Origin of the sequence: Janibacter sp. FSL W8-0316, assembly GCF_038004165.1 — a bacterium.
Lineage (GTDB): Bacteria > Actinomycetota > Actinomycetes > Actinomycetales > Dermatophilaceae > Janibacter > Janibacter indicus.
The window spans coordinates 3192951-3205417 of sequence record NZ_JBBOQX010000001.1 but is presented as its reverse complement, the minus strand read 5'-3'; the positions used below and the strand labels follow the sequence as shown (position 1 = coordinate 3205417).

12 protein-coding genes are annotated in these 12467 nt (G+C 71.7%); 4 read left to right on the top strand and 8 right to left on the bottom strand.

What is annotated here, in order from left to right; translation table 11 throughout:
• Nucleotides 1-2 precede the first annotated feature (2 nt).
• The 4 genes from gatA to NYE39_RS15690 all read right to left on the bottom strand — a co-directional run bounded on the left by gatA (nt 3) and on the right by NYE39_RS15690 (nt 3269).
• Nucleotides 3-1517, bottom strand: a complete 1515-nt coding sequence (gene gatA / locus NYE39_RS15705; RefSeq protein WP_341013252.1) for an Asp-tRNA(Asn)/Glu-tRNA(Gln) amidotransferase subunit GatA — start codon at nt 1515-1517, stop codon at nt 3-5.
• Between the two features lie 16 nt (nt 1518-1533).
• Nucleotides 1534-1830, bottom strand: a complete 297-nt coding sequence (gatC, locus tag NYE39_RS15700) for an Asp-tRNA(Asn)/Glu-tRNA(Gln) amidotransferase subunit GatC (RefSeq protein WP_072624058.1) — start codon at nt 1828-1830, stop codon at nt 1534-1536.
• Between the two features lie 69 nt (nt 1831-1899).
• On the bottom strand, nt 1900-2739 hold the full coding sequence (locus NYE39_RS15695) for a carbon-nitrogen hydrolase family protein (protein ID WP_226283030.1): 840 nt from the start codon (nt 2737-2739) through the stop codon (nt 1900-1902).
• Nucleotides 2736-3269: a type II toxin-antitoxin system RatA family toxin gene (locus NYE39_RS15690; protein WP_192911665.1), complete on the bottom strand. Its 534-nt coding sequence runs from the start codon at nt 3267-3269 to the stop codon at nt 2736-2738. The genes NYE39_RS15695 and NYE39_RS15690 overlap by 4 nt, the downstream gene beginning before the upstream one ends.
• Nucleotides 3270-3353: 84 nt before the next feature.
• On the opposite strand from NYE39_RS15690, the gene NYE39_RS15685 reads away from it, so the two are divergent.
• The 3 genes from NYE39_RS15685 (at nt 3354) to tpx (ending at nt 5133) form a co-directional block, all read left to right on the top strand.
• Nucleotides 3354-3797, top strand: a complete 444-nt coding sequence (locus NYE39_RS15685) for an HIT family protein (protein ID WP_341013251.1) — start codon at nt 3354-3356, stop codon at nt 3795-3797.
• A 268-nt stretch (nt 3798-4065) separates the two neighbouring features.
• On the top strand, nt 4066-4584 hold the full coding sequence (locus NYE39_RS15680) for a hypothetical protein (protein WP_341013250.1): 519 nt from the start codon (nt 4066-4068) through the stop codon (nt 4582-4584).
• A 54-nt stretch (nt 4585-4638) separates the two neighbouring features.
• Nucleotides 4639-5133, top strand: a complete 495-nt coding sequence (gene tpx, locus NYE39_RS15675; RefSeq protein WP_341013249.1) for a thiol peroxidase — start codon at nt 4639-4641, stop codon at nt 5131-5133.
• A 52-nt stretch (nt 5134-5185) separates the two neighbouring features.
• On the opposite strand, the gene NYE39_RS15670 is transcribed toward tpx, so the two are convergent.
• From NYE39_RS15670 to ligA, 4 genes are all read right to left on the bottom strand, one after another.
• Complete coding sequence (locus NYE39_RS15670; RefSeq protein WP_341013248.1) at nt 5186-6208, bottom strand: class I SAM-dependent methyltransferase; 1023 nt, start codon at nt 6206-6208, stop codon at nt 5186-5188.
• On the bottom strand, nt 6208-8019 hold the full coding sequence (locus NYE39_RS15665) for a DEAD/DEAH box helicase (protein ID WP_341013247.1): 1812 nt from the start codon (nt 8017-8019) through the stop codon (nt 6208-6210). The genes NYE39_RS15670 and NYE39_RS15665 overlap by 1 nt, the downstream gene beginning before the upstream one ends.
• A gap of 170 nt (nt 8020-8189) precedes the next feature.
• Nucleotides 8190-8663: a mycothiol transferase gene (locus NYE39_RS15660; RefSeq protein ID WP_084449411.1), complete on the bottom strand. Its 474-nt coding sequence runs from the start codon at nt 8661-8663 to the stop codon at nt 8190-8192.
• On the bottom strand, nt 8660-10870 hold the full coding sequence (ligA, locus tag NYE39_RS15655; protein ID WP_341013246.1) for an NAD-dependent DNA ligase LigA: 2211 nt from the start codon (nt 10868-10870) through the stop codon (nt 8660-8662). The genes NYE39_RS15660 and ligA overlap by 4 nt, the downstream gene beginning before the upstream one ends.
• A gap of 95 nt (nt 10871-10965) precedes the next feature.
• Between ligA and NYE39_RS15650 the strand changes: the two genes are divergently transcribed.
• Complete coding sequence (locus NYE39_RS15650) at nt 10966-12465, top strand: long-chain-fatty-acid--CoA ligase (RefSeq protein ID WP_341013245.1); 1500 nt, start codon at nt 10966-10968, stop codon at nt 12463-12465.
• The last annotated feature ends 2 nt before the right edge of the window (nt 12466-12467 follow it).

The following is a 12467-nucleotide window of genomic DNA, read 5'->3' as shown; positions in this document are numbered from 1 at the left end:
TCTCAGGCTCCCTTCGTGATGGCCAGCTCGGGGGCCTGCTCGAGCAGGTGCCCACCCCAGGCGGAGACGAGGCGCTGCTCGAGGGCGGCGCCGACGGTGTAGAGACGGTCGTCGGCCATCGCCGGCGCGAGGATCTGGAAGCCGGCCGGGAGACCGTCCTCGGCGAGGCCGCTCGGCAGGGACATGCCGGGCACGCCCGCGAGGTTGGCGGGGATCGTCGCGATGTCGCCGCGGTACATGGCCATCGGGTCGTCGGACTTCTCGCCGAAGCGGAAGGCCGTCGTCGGGGCCGTCGGCGACACGAGGACGTCGGCGGTCTCGAAGGCCCGCGCGAAGTCGTCGGCGATGAGGCGACGGACCTTCTGCGCGCTGCCGTAGTAGGCGTCGTAGTAGCCGGAGGAGAGCGCGTAGGTACCGAGGATGATGCGGCGCTTGACCTCGTCGCCGAAGCCGGCGTCGCGGCTGGCCGCCATGACCTGCTCCGCGCTCGGGGCGTCGACGCCCTCGGGCCCGACCCGCAGGCCGTAGCGCATCGCGTCGAAGCGGGCGAGGTTGCTGCTCGCCTCGCTCGGCATGATCAGGTAGTAGGCGCCGAGCGCGTGGACGACGTTGGGCATCGAGACCTCGACGACCTCGGCACCGGCGTCGACGAGGTGCTGGACCGACTCGTCGAAGCGCGCCTGGACGAGCGGAGAGAAGCCCTCACCGGTGAGCTCGCGGACGATGCCGACCTTCATCCCGGCGACGTCGGCCCGCTGCGCGGCACCGACGATGTCCGGCACGGGCTGGTCGATCGACGTCGAGTCCAGCGGGTCGTGCCCGGCCATGACCTCGTGCAGCAGCGCGGTGTCGAGCACGGTGCGCGCGCACGGCCCGGCCTGGTCGAGCGAGGAGGCCATGGCGATGAGGCCGTAGCGGGAGACCCCGCCGTACGTCGGCTTGACCCCGACCGAGCCGGTGACGGCCGCGGGCTGACGGATCGAACCACCGGTGTCGGTGCCGGTCGCCAGGGGCGCCTGCCACGACGCGACGACGGCGCTCGAGCCACCACCGGAACCGCCGGGGATGCGCTCGAGGTCCCAGGGGTTGCGGGTCAGTCCGTAGGCCGAGTGCTCCGTCGAGGAGCCCATGGCGAACTCGTCCATGTTGGTCTTGCCGAGGATCGGCAGACCGGCCGCCTTGAGCCGGCTGACGACGGTCGCGTCGTAGGGCGGGATCCAGCCCTCGAGGATCTTCGAGCCGGCGGTCGTCGGGATGCCGGTCGTCGTCATGACGTCCTTGACGGCGATCGGGACGCCGGCGAGGCGGTGGAGGCTCTCCCCCTTCGCCCGGCGCTCGTCGACGGCGCGGGCCTCGGCGAGCGCGGACTCGCCCGCGACGTGGAGGTAGGCGCCGACCTGCTCGTCGACGCCCTCGATGCGGTCGAGGTGCGCGCGGGTGATCTGCTCGGAGGAGAGGTCGCCGCTGGCCAGCGCGTCGGCGAGCGCGGCAGCGGTCATACGGGTGGGGTCGCTCACGTGGGGTCCTTCGGGCTCAGTCTTCGGTCAGGATGCGCGGCACGGCGAAGCGCCCGACCTCGGAGGCCGGCGCCATCGCCAGGGCCTGCTCGGGGGTGAGCGAGGGACGCACGACATCGGGCCGGGTGACGTTGACGATCGGCATCGGGTGGCTCATCGGCTCGACGCCCTCGATCGGAGCCTGCTGCACGGCCTCGACGGAGGAGATGATGGTCCCGAGCTCGCCGACCATGCGGTCGAGCTCGGCGTCGGAGAGGTCGATACGGGCCAACGAGGCCAGATGCGCCACGTCGTCGCGAGAGAGGTCAGCCATGCGGGACAGTCTAGGTTCCGGCGAAGGGGGCGGCGTCCTCGGTGCTCGCGTGGCGCCACCACTGCGCGGCTAGAGGATCGGGATGGTCCCGCGGGTGCGGGCCACCGTCTCGCGGTCGATCTCGGCGACGAGCACGTCCTCTCCCCCGCCGAGGCGGGCGCGCACCTCGCCGGTCGGGTCGGCGAGGACCGAGCGGCCGATGCCATAGGGACCGTCGACCGAGTCCGGGGTCCACGCCTGATCGACGGCGAGCAGCCAGGTCTGGGCGTCGTGCGCACGGGCCCGGGTGAGCAGGTCCCACTGGCTCGCCTTGCCCGGCCCGTCGCCCCACGAGGCCGGCAGCACGACGAGCTCGGCGCCGCGCCGGCCCAGCTGCGTGAACTGATCGGCGAAGCGCACGTCGTAGCAGGTGGCGAGCCCGACGGACCAGCCGTCGACGTCGACCGTGCGCACCTGCTCGCCGGGCGCGACGGTGTCGGACTCGCGGCTGCCGAAGGCGTCGTAGAGATGGATCTTGCGGTAGGTCGTCTCCTCGACCCCGCCACCGGTGACGAGCAGCGTGTTGTGGACCCGCGCGCGATCCTTGCCCTCGGCGGTCGTGATCTCGTCGGCGGGGGTGAACATCCCGACGACGAGGGTCACCCCGTGCCGCGCAGCCACCTCACGCACCCCGTCGGCGAAGCGCCCGTCGAGCGGCTCGGCGGCGGTGTCGAGCCGCCCCGCGAAGGAGGCCATCGCCGCCTCCGGGTGGACGACGAGGCGGGCACCGGCGTCCGCGGCCCGGGCGGTCCACTCCCCGAGCGTGACGAGGTTGGCGGCCGGGTCACCGGTCGCGGTCCACTGGCATCCGGCCAGGCGAAGGCGCTGTCCTGAGGTGCGAGGGACGAGCCTCGAAGGGGGGGTGCTCACGCCGACCTCCCCCCTTCGTCCTGCATCGCCTCGGCACGACGGACCATGTCCGCCCGGGCCGCCGCGAGCACCACCTCGTCACGGCACCCGGCGGCGAAGCCCTCGATGCGCCGGGTGATCTCCCGGCCGAGGAGCCACTGCCCGATCGGGTGCGCGAGCGGCTGCAGCCACGACGGGCGGACGTCGTAGGTGTACTTCCACACCGCGAGGGTGCCGTCACCATCGGGCTGGAAGCGCCACCCGCCGCCGAAGCGCCCGAAGAACCACGGGCCGCGGACCATCGTCATCCCCGCCGAGGTCGGCGGCCGCCACGAGGCGTACTCGCTGACCATGCTCGGCGAGAGCGGTCCGGCGAAGGAGGACCGGGTGAAGGTGCGCACCCCCACCCCCGGCTCGCTCGCCCCGTCGAGGAAGCGCTGCTCGCGGATGAAGGGGTCCCACCGGCGACGGACCGCCCCCGTCGTCTGGGACACGGCGAAGGCGAGGTCCGGCGGGACCGGCACGTGCACATCTGCGCTGACCTGCGGCATGACTCCACTGTAGGTGCCAAGGGGCGTCGAGGCTCCTCGCTGCGCTCGTCACACCTGAGCCACCGGACTCATAGGGTGGGCGGCATGGCGACACTCTTCACGAAGATCATCGAGGGTGAGATCCCCGGACGGTTCGTGTGGTCCGACGAGACCTGCGTGGCCTTCCTGACGATCGAGCCCCTGACCGACGGGCACACCATGGTCGTGCCGCGCGCCGAGATCGAGCAGTGGACCGACGCCGACGAGCAGACGTGGGCGCACCTGCAGCGGGTGGCCGGCATCATCGGCCGGGCCCAGCAGGCCGAGTGGGAGGCGCCGCGGGTCGGCATGCTCCTCGAGGGCTTCCTCGTGCCCCACCTGCACATCCACACCTGGCCGGCCTTCTCCCCCGACGACTTCGACCCGCACACCCCGATGCGCGACGTCACCGACGAGCGCTTCGACGAGTCGGCCGAGCGACTGCGCTCGCGGCTGCGCGCCGACGGCCACGGCGACCACGTCCCGGGCCCGGGGCCGCTGCCCGCATGACGAGCCGCCTGCGCAAGCTCGTCACCTTCGTCGCGGCACTCGTCGCCTTCAGCTTCGCCCTGGCCGGCGGGGTCTGGCTCTTCCTCTCCGACGGGCAGACCTGGCCCGCGCTCGGCTGGGGCGTCGTCTGGGGCATCGCCGTCGTCGTCACCCTCGTCGCCTTCATCGGCTTCCTCCGCGAGATCGACCCCGACGCCACGGCCGACGAGCACGTCGTCGTCACGCCGCCCACCACACCCCTGCCCCCGGCGACCGACAAGAGCGCCCCGTGGCCCTACGAGTGGCTGGCACCGGCCTTGGCCACCGCCTTGAGGACACGCCCTACGTCGTGCGCTCCAACGGCCACTCCGTGCTCGTGCACGCCGACCTCGCCGACGCGCGCTGGCAGCACCTCGCGACCCGCCGGCACCTCGAGCACGCCTTCGTCGCCCGCTTCACCCCCACGGACAAGCCCGGGGTCGTCAAGCGCACCGACGAGTCGCGGCAGGTCGAGTCGCACGCCGGGGTCACCGGCCTCGGCGCCCAGATCGCGGTGAGCTCCGGCCGGGAGTTCACCTACACCCGGCGCAAGGAGTGGTCCCTCGGGCTCGAGGGCTTCCGGAAGCAGGTCGACTACGAGTTCTCCACCGCCGAGATCAACGTGCCGGTCAAGGAGATCCTGGGGCGCGCTGGCTGGCGTGAGGCGCTCGACTCCGAGACCAAGGGTGCGCTCGTCATGGGCGCGATGGGCCTGTCCGCACTCGTCCTCGTCCCCCTCGCGCTCGGGGTCAAGGCCCTCGTGGGCTGACCGCTCCGCAGACCGCAGGTGGCCTCGACCCCCTTCGGGGTGTAGGCATGGGGCATGGCTACCACCGCATTCAAGGGCAACCCCGTCAACACCGTCGGCGAGCTGCCGGCCGTCGGCGCGCAGGCGCCGAGCTTCGACCTCGTCGGCGAGGGTCTCTCCGCGCTGACCTCCGCCGACGTGCCGGGCCGCGTCGTGCTCAACATCTTTCCCAGCATCGACACCGGTGTCTGCGCCGCGAGCGTGCGCAAGTTCAACGAGCTCGCCGCGAGCCTCGACAACACGACCGTCGTCAACGTCAGCCAGGACCTCCCCTTCGCCCAGGCCCGCTTCTGCGGCGCGGAGGGCATCGACAAGGTCAAGGTCGGCTCGGCCTTCCGCTCCACCTTCGGCAAGGACTACGGCGTCACGATGGCCGACGGGCCGATGGCCGGCCTGCTCGCCCGTTCGGTCGTCGTCCTCGACGCCGACGGCAAGGTCCTGTACACCGAGCTCGTCCCGGAGATCACCCAGGAGCCGGACTACGACGCCGCCGTCAAGGCGCTCGGCTGACCCGACTGCACGAGCGCGAAGGGGGGTGCACCGGTCGGCGCACCCCCCTTCGTCATGCCCGCACGGTGCGGGTGACCAGATAGCTGCGGTCGCGGGCGAGGATCTCGGTCAGCCCGACCTCGCGCAGCCGCGGCAGATACGGCAGGTGCGAGTTGTAGACGAGCACGAGCTCGCCGCCGGGGACGAGGACGCGCGCGGCGTCGGCGATCATCGCCAGCGTCGGCGTCGAGTCCTTCGCGGTGCCGACGTGGAAGGGGGGATTGCTCACGATCGTGGCCACGGACGCGTCGGCCAGGCCCGTGAGCCCGTCACCTCGGCGCACGTCGACCGCACCGGCGGTCGTCAGGCGGGCCGATGCCACGGCCGCTGCGGAGACGTCGATCGCGACCACGTCGTCGAAGCGTCGGGCCAGCACGGACGCGAGCACCCCTGTGCCGCACCCGAGGTCGACGACGGTGCCGTCGGTGTCGGCAAGCCCGTCGAGCTGCCCCAGGAGCAGTCGCGTGCCCGCGTCGATGCGTGTCCCGGCGAAGGCCGCGCCGAACGCGTGGACCGTGAGGTCGAGGTCGGCGTGGTGCCGATGCTTCGGCCAGACCTGCTCGACGGCGCGTGGACCGGCGGCGTGCAGCACGCGCGACTTCTGCCGGCCGAGGCTGGCGTGCACCCGCTCGAAGCTCGCGCCCAGCACGTCGTTCATCGACGGGGTCATGTGCTTGACGCGACCACCGGCCACGACGCGCACATCGGCCGTGCCGAGCAGCGTTGCGGTGCGGGCGATCTCGTCGAGGGCGTCGAGCGACTTCGGCAGGCGGAGCACGACGAGTGCGGCATCGGTGAGCGCCTCGGCGAGGGTCGGCACCGCCTCTCCCCCAACCGCGGCTGCGGCCAGCGCCCGGGCCACCCGACGCTCCGCGACGAGCGAGTCGCAGTGCGCGACGACCCGCTCGCCCGCGTGCTCCACGAGCGCGGTCGCGAGCGCGCCGGTGTCGTCGCCGAGCACGGCGACCCGCCCCGCGGGGACCTCACCCAGCTCGTCGAGGAGCAGCCGGTCCACCGGGTCGAGCTCGGCCGGCATCAGTCCCGACGGCCCTTGCGGTGCGGCTTCTTGTCGTAGGACTTCTTCTCGTAGGGCTTCTTGCCGTAGGGCTTGTCACGGCGCGGCCCGCCACGAGCGCCACCGCGCTCCTGCCACTCGCGCAGCTCGATGAGCTGCCCCGAGATCCGGGTGCTCTGCAGCCGATCGGCCGTGCCCTCGGGCAGGGTCGCGGGCAGCTCGACGATCGAGTGGTCGCCGCGGATGTCGATGTGGCCGAAGTCCTCGCGACGCAGGCCCCCTTCGTTGGCCAGGGCGCCGACGATCTGCCGCGGCTCGACCTTGTGCCGGCGACCGACCGCGATCCGGTACGAGGCCATGGGGCCCGAGGAGCCGCGCGGCCCCCGGTCACCGCGGCGTCCCCCTTCGCCCCGGTCACGACGTGGTCCGCGCTCGTCCCGCTCCCGACGCGGCGGACGCACCGGGTCGGGGTCGAGGAGCATCGGCTCGTCCCCCTGGAGGACGATCGCCAGCGCGGCCGCGACGTCACTCTCCGGCACGTCGTGCTCGCGCACGTAGTGCCCGACGACGTCACGGAAGGTCGACAGGTCGGGCGAGGCGAGGGCCGCGGTGATCCGGTCGTCAAAGCGCCCCAGCCGGCTGGCGTTGATGTCCTCCGCGCTCGGCATCGACATCTCGGTGAGCGTGGTGCGGGTGGCCTTCTCGATCGCCTTGAGCAGGTGCCGCTCGCGGGGCGTGACGAAGGAGATCGCGTCACCAGAGCGCCCGGCGCGGCCGGTGCGCCCGATCCGGTGGACGTAGGACTCGGTGTCGGTCGGGATGTCGTAGTTGACGACGTGGCTGATCCGCTCGACGTCGAGGCCGCGGGCGGCGACGTCGGTCGCGACGAGGATGTCGAGCTTGCCGGACTTGAGCTGGCTGACCGTCCGCTCGCGCTGGGCCTGGGCGACGTCGCCGTTGATCGCGGCGGCGGAGAACCCGCGCGCCCGCAACTTCTCGGCGAGGGTCTCGGTCTCGTTCTTGGTGCGGACGAAGACGATCATCGCCTCGAAGTTCTCCACCTCGAGGATCCGGGTGAGCGCCTCGACCTTCTGCGGGTAGGAGACGAAGAGGTGCCGCTGGGTGATGTTGGGTGCGGTCGTCGTCTTGCGCTCGACGGTGATCTCGAGGGCATCGGTGAGGTACTTCTGGGAGATGCGGCGGATCTGCGCGGGCATCGTCGCGCTGAAGAGGGCGACGTGCTTGTCCTCGGGCGTCGCCGCGAGGATCGTCTCGACGTCCTCGGCGAAGCCCATCTTGAGCATCTCGTCGGCCTCGTCGAGGACGAGGAAGCGCAGCTGCGACAGGTCGAGCGTGCCCTTGTCGAGGTGGTCCATGATGCGTCCGGGCGTGCCGACGACGATGTGCACGCCGCGGCGCAGCGCGCTCAGCTGCACCCCGTAGCCCTGCCCTCCGTAGACCGGCAGGACGCGCACGCCGGGCATGCGGGCCGAGTACTTCTCGATCGCCTCGCAGACCTGCAGCGCGAGTTCGCGGGTCGGGGCGAGGATGAGCGCCTGCGGGGCCTTCTGCTTGGGGTCGAGCCGGCTGAGGACCGGCAGCGCGAAGGCCGCCGTCTTGCCGGTGCCGGTCTGCGCGAGGCCCACGACGTGTCGCCCCTCGAGCAGCGCCGGGATGGTCGCGGCCTGGATCGGCGAGGGCCGCTCGTAGCCGATGTCCCGCAGGGACCGCACGACCCGGTCGTCAAGGCCGAGGTCGGCGAAGGTCGGGCCCTCCGGCTCGGTCGTCTCGGAGGTCTCGGGCGCGTCAGGGGTCGTGCTCTCGGTGCTCACCCCCCGACCGTAGTGAGGTCGGGCCCCTGTGCGCCAACGACAGGCGCGACCCCGGTGTACGGCGTGCCGTGCACAAGCGGTCGTCCTGGTGCATCTCATGCCGTTGGCAGGGCCCCTTTCGCCTCTGGACTACCCCTGGTGCACGGGCCTCGCGGCCGTGTCGGCCGGGTTCAGCGATCGTGCACGAGGTCGACGGTCAGGTCGACGTGGCCGAGGTGCTGGTAGAGCTCCTCGATGACGTGCAGGACGATGAAGCCCTGCGTCGTCGGCTCGGGGTCACCCTCCTCCCAACCGTCGGGACCGCGCGGCGCTGCGCCGGCGTCGTAGTCGGCGAGGTCCTCGACCCAGCGCCGCCGCTGGGCGGCGACGAGCGCCTCGAGCTGGTCGATGGTGCCCGTCGCGGTGAACTCCGCGGCCCGGTCGCGATGGATCTGCCGCCCGGCGATCGTCTCACCGCCCCAGCGCTCCATGACGCCGCAGCAGTGGACGACGAGCGCGTAGACGCTGTTGGCCCCCTCGACGTCCGGACGGCGGGAGAGCAGCTCGTCACCCCCGGCGTCGGCGAGCTCGTCGGCCCGGGCGAGCAGCTTGGCCAGGGCGGTGTCGACGTACCACTGGGCGGTGGCCCGGTCGATGCCGCTCATCCGTCGGCGCCGTCCGTGTCACCGGCGCTGTCGCCCCCTTCGCCATCACCCTCGGCGAAGCGCGCCACGGCACCCGTCTCGAGCAGCTCGGTGAACTCCTCCTCGGTGAGGATCGGGCGGCCGAGCTCGCGGGCCTTGGCCTCCTTGGAGCCGGCGTTGTCGCCGACGACGACCCAGTCGGTCTTCTTGCTCACCGAGCCCGAGGCCTTGCCGCCGCGCTCGAGGATCGCCTCCTTGGCGGAGTCGCGGGAGTAGCGCTCGAGCGAGCCGGTGACGACGACCGTGACGCCCTCGAGGGTCTGCCGGATCGACTCGTCGCGCTCGTCCTCCATGCGCACGCCGTCGGCGGCCCACTGGTCGACGATGCCGCGGTGCCAGTCGTTGCCCTCGCCGTCGAACCACTCGCGCACCGAGGCGGCGATCGTCGGCCCGACGCCCTCGACGTCGGCGAGGGCCTCCTCGTCGGCCTCGCGGATCGCGGCCATCGAGCCGAAGTGCTGCGCCAGGGCCCGTGCGGCCGTCGGCCCGACGTGCCGGATCGACAGCGCGACGAGCACCCGCCACAGCGGCTGCTGCTTGGCCTGCTGGAGGTTGTCGACGAGCTTGGCGCCGTTGGCCGACAGGACCCGACCGTCGTGGACGGCCTCCTCCGGGTCGGTCTTCTTCGCCGCCCGCGTGAAGAGCGGTACGCGTGCGACGTCCTGCGCCGTCAGGCCGAAGAGCCCACCCTCGTCGGTGAGCACGCCGGAGTCGAGCAGCCCGACCGCGCCCTCCCAGCCGAGCGCCTCGATGTCGAAGGCGCCCCGCCCGGCGAGCGACGACAGCCGCTCGCGCAGCTGGCTGGGGCAGGTGCGCGAGTTGGGGCAGCGGATGTCCTTGTCGCCCTCCTTCTGCGGGGCGAGCTTCGTGCCGCAGGACGGGCAGTGCGTCGGCATGACGAACTCGCGCTCGCTCCCGTCGCGCAGCTCGACGACCGGACCGAGGATCTCGGGGATGACGTCGCCCGCCTTGCGCAGCACGACGGTGTCGCCGATGAGCACACCCTTGCGCTTGACCTCGTGGCCGTTGTGCAGCGTGGCCATCGAGACGGTCGACCCGGCGACGGTCACCGGCTCCATGACCCCGAAGGGGGTCACCCGCCCCGTGCGCCCGACGTTGACCTGGATGTCCAGGAGCGTGGTGTTGACCTCCTCCGGCGGGTACTTCCACGCGATGGCCCAGCGCGGGGCCCGCGAGGTCGACCCGAGGCGGCGCTGCACGGCGATCTCGTCGACCTTGACGACGACACCGTCGATCTCGTGGTCGTAGTCGTGACGCTGCCGTTCGACGTCGGCGATGAAGTCGCGCACCTGCGTGATCGAGTCGAGCACGCGGTAGTGCGGCGAGGTCGGCAGCCCCCACGCGGCCATGAGCTCGTAGGCATGGCTCTGGCTGTCGATGTCGAAGCCCTCGCGCCGCCCCATACCGTGGACGAGCATGTGCAGCGAGCGGCGAGCCGTGACGCGGGGGTCCTTCTGCCGCAACGATCCCGCGGCGGAGTTGCGCGGGTTGGCGAAGGGAGCCTTGCCCGCCTCGACGAGGCCGGCGTTGAGCTCGGCGAAGTCCTCGAGGCGGAAGAAGACCTCCCCGCGGATCTCGACGAGGTCGGGCACGGGGTGCACGCTGTCGTCGAGCTGGGTCGGGATCCCCTCGATGGTGCGCACGTTGAGCGTGACGTCCTCGCCGGTGCGCCCGTCGCCGCGGGTCAGGGCCCGGGTGAGCTTGCCACCCTCGTAGAGCAGGTTGATCGCGACGCCGTCGATCTTCAGCTCGCACAGGTAGTGGAACCCGCTGACCTCGGTCTCGACGCGCTGCGCCCACGCGATCAGGTCGTCGTCCTCGAAGGCGTTGTCGAGGCTGAGCATGCGCTCGAGGTGGTCGACCGCGGTGAAGTCGGTGGAGAAGATCGCCCCGCCCACCTGCTGCGTCGGCGACTCGGGAGTGCGCAGGGAGGGATGCGCCTCCTCGATCTCCTGCAGCCGACGGATGAGCCGGTCGTACTCGGCATCACTGATCGTGGGGGCGTCCTTGACGTGGTAGGCGAACTGCGCGGCCGTCGCCTGCTCGGCGAGGTCGGTCCACTCCTGGCGCAGCTCGTCGGGCACGTCGGCAGGGGTCTCCGGCTGGACCTGCTCCGCGGACTCGTCCGTCTCGGGGATCTCGCTCACCCGACCATCCTGCCGCACACCCCTGACACCCCCTTCCCTCCACGCGGGAGACCGTGTTGGATGGGGCCACCCGAATCAGCCTTCAGGAGTTGACGATGACGAATCTGGCGAGCAACCTCGTCACCACCGCCCAGGCCCACCCGGACAAGGTGGCCATCAAGCTCGACGATGCCGAGCTGACGTGGTCACAGCTGCACGGCCTCGCCGCCCAGGCGGCCGGCTCCCTTCGCGCGGCCGGCCTCGAGCCCGGCGACCGGGTCTCGCTGATCCTGCCCAACATCCCGGCCTTCCCCGTGCTCTTCTACGGCACCCTGCTCGCCGGTGGCGTCGTCGTGCCGATGAACCCCCTGCTCAAGGCCAACGAGATCGAGTACTTCTACACCGACTCCGGCGCGAAGTTCTCCTTCGTCTGGGGCGACTTCGCCGCGGAGGCGCAGGCCGGTGCCGAGGGCACCGACACCCAGGTCATCGTCTCGGGCCCCGTCGGCCCGGCCGCCGACGCGCTGCCGGCCGGCGAGCCGATCGCCGCGCCCACCGAGCGTGCCGGCGACGACGACGCCGTCATCCTCTACACCTCCGGCACCACCGGCCGGCCGAAGGGAGCGCAGCTCACCCACGACAACCTCAACCTCAACGCGCAGCGCTGCGCCGAGGACATCATCGGGATCCAGACCGACGACGTCATCATGGGCTGCCTGCCGCTCTTCCACGTCTTCGGCCTGACCTGCGGGCTCAACGCCGCGGTCCGCCAGGGCGCGACGCTCACCCTCATCCCCCGCTTCGACCCGGGCAAGGCGCTCGAGGTCATCGCCCGCGACCAGGTGACGATCTTCGAGGGCGTGCCGACGATGTACGGCGCGATGCTCCACCACCCGGCCGTCTCCGAGACCGACACCTCCTCCCTGCGCACCTGCGTCTCCGGCGGCTCGTCGCTACCCGGCGAGACCCTGCGCGAGTTCGAGGAGACCTTCAAGGTCAGCCTGCTCGAGGGCTACGGCCTGTCCGAGACCTCGCCGGTCGCCTCCTTCAACATGCTCGACCGGCCGACCAAGCCCGGCACGATCGGCCGCGCGATCCCCGGCTGCGAGATGAAGCTCATCGGCGAGGACGGCCAGGCGGTCGGCCCGGGTGAGGGCGTCGGCGAGATCGCAATCCGCGGTGACAACGTCATGAAGGGCTACTGGAACAAGCCCGAGGCGACCGAGGCCGCGATCCCGGATGGGTGGTTCCGCACCGGCGACATCGCGAGCGTCGACGAGGACGGCTACTACACGATCGTCGACCGCAAGAAGGACCTCATCATCCGCGGCGGCATGAACATCTACCCGCGCGAGATCGAGGAGGTGCTCTACACCCACCCCGACGTCCTCGAGTGCGCGGTCGTCTCCGTGCCGCACCCCGAGCTCGGCGAGGACGTCGGCGCCGCGGTCTCGCTGCGCGAGGGTGCCTCCGGTGACCTCGAGGAGATCAAGCAGTACGTCAAGGACCGGGTCGCGGCCTACAAGTACCCGCGCACCATCTGGGTCCTCGACGAGCTGCCCAAGGGCCCGACGGGCAAGATCCTCAAGCGGGAGATCCACGCCCCGCAGGCCTGACG

What these genes read in the sequence shown, in the direction of transcription:
- gatC (WP_072624058.1), bottom strand. Translation starts at nt 1,830, where the DNA reads ATGGCTGACCTCTCTCGCGACGACGTGGCGCATCTGGCCTCGTTGGCC.
- NYE39_RS15690 (WP_192911665.1), bottom strand. Translation starts at nt 3,269, where the DNA reads ATGCCGCAGGTCAGCGCAGATGTGCACGTGCCGGTCCCGCCGGACCTC.
- NYE39_RS15685 (WP_341013251.1), top strand. Translation starts at nt 3,354, where the DNA reads ATGGCGACACTCTTCACGAAGATCATCGAGGGTGAGATCCCCGGACGG.
- tpx (WP_341013249.1), top strand. Translation starts at nt 4,639, where the DNA reads ATGGCTACCACCGCATTCAAGGGCAACCCCGTCAACACCGTCGGCGAG.
- NYE39_RS15670 (WP_341013248.1), bottom strand. Translation starts at nt 6,208, where the DNA reads ATGCCGGCCGAGCTCGACCCGGTGGACCGGCTGCTCCTCGACGAGCTG.
- NYE39_RS15660 (WP_084449411.1), bottom strand. Translation starts at nt 8,663, where the DNA reads ATGAGCGGCATCGACCGGGCCACCGCCCAGTGGTACGTCGACACCGCC.
- NYE39_RS15650 (WP_341013245.1), top strand. Translation starts at nt 10,966, where the DNA reads ATGACGAATCTGGCGAGCAACCTCGTCACCACCGCCCAGGCCCACCCG.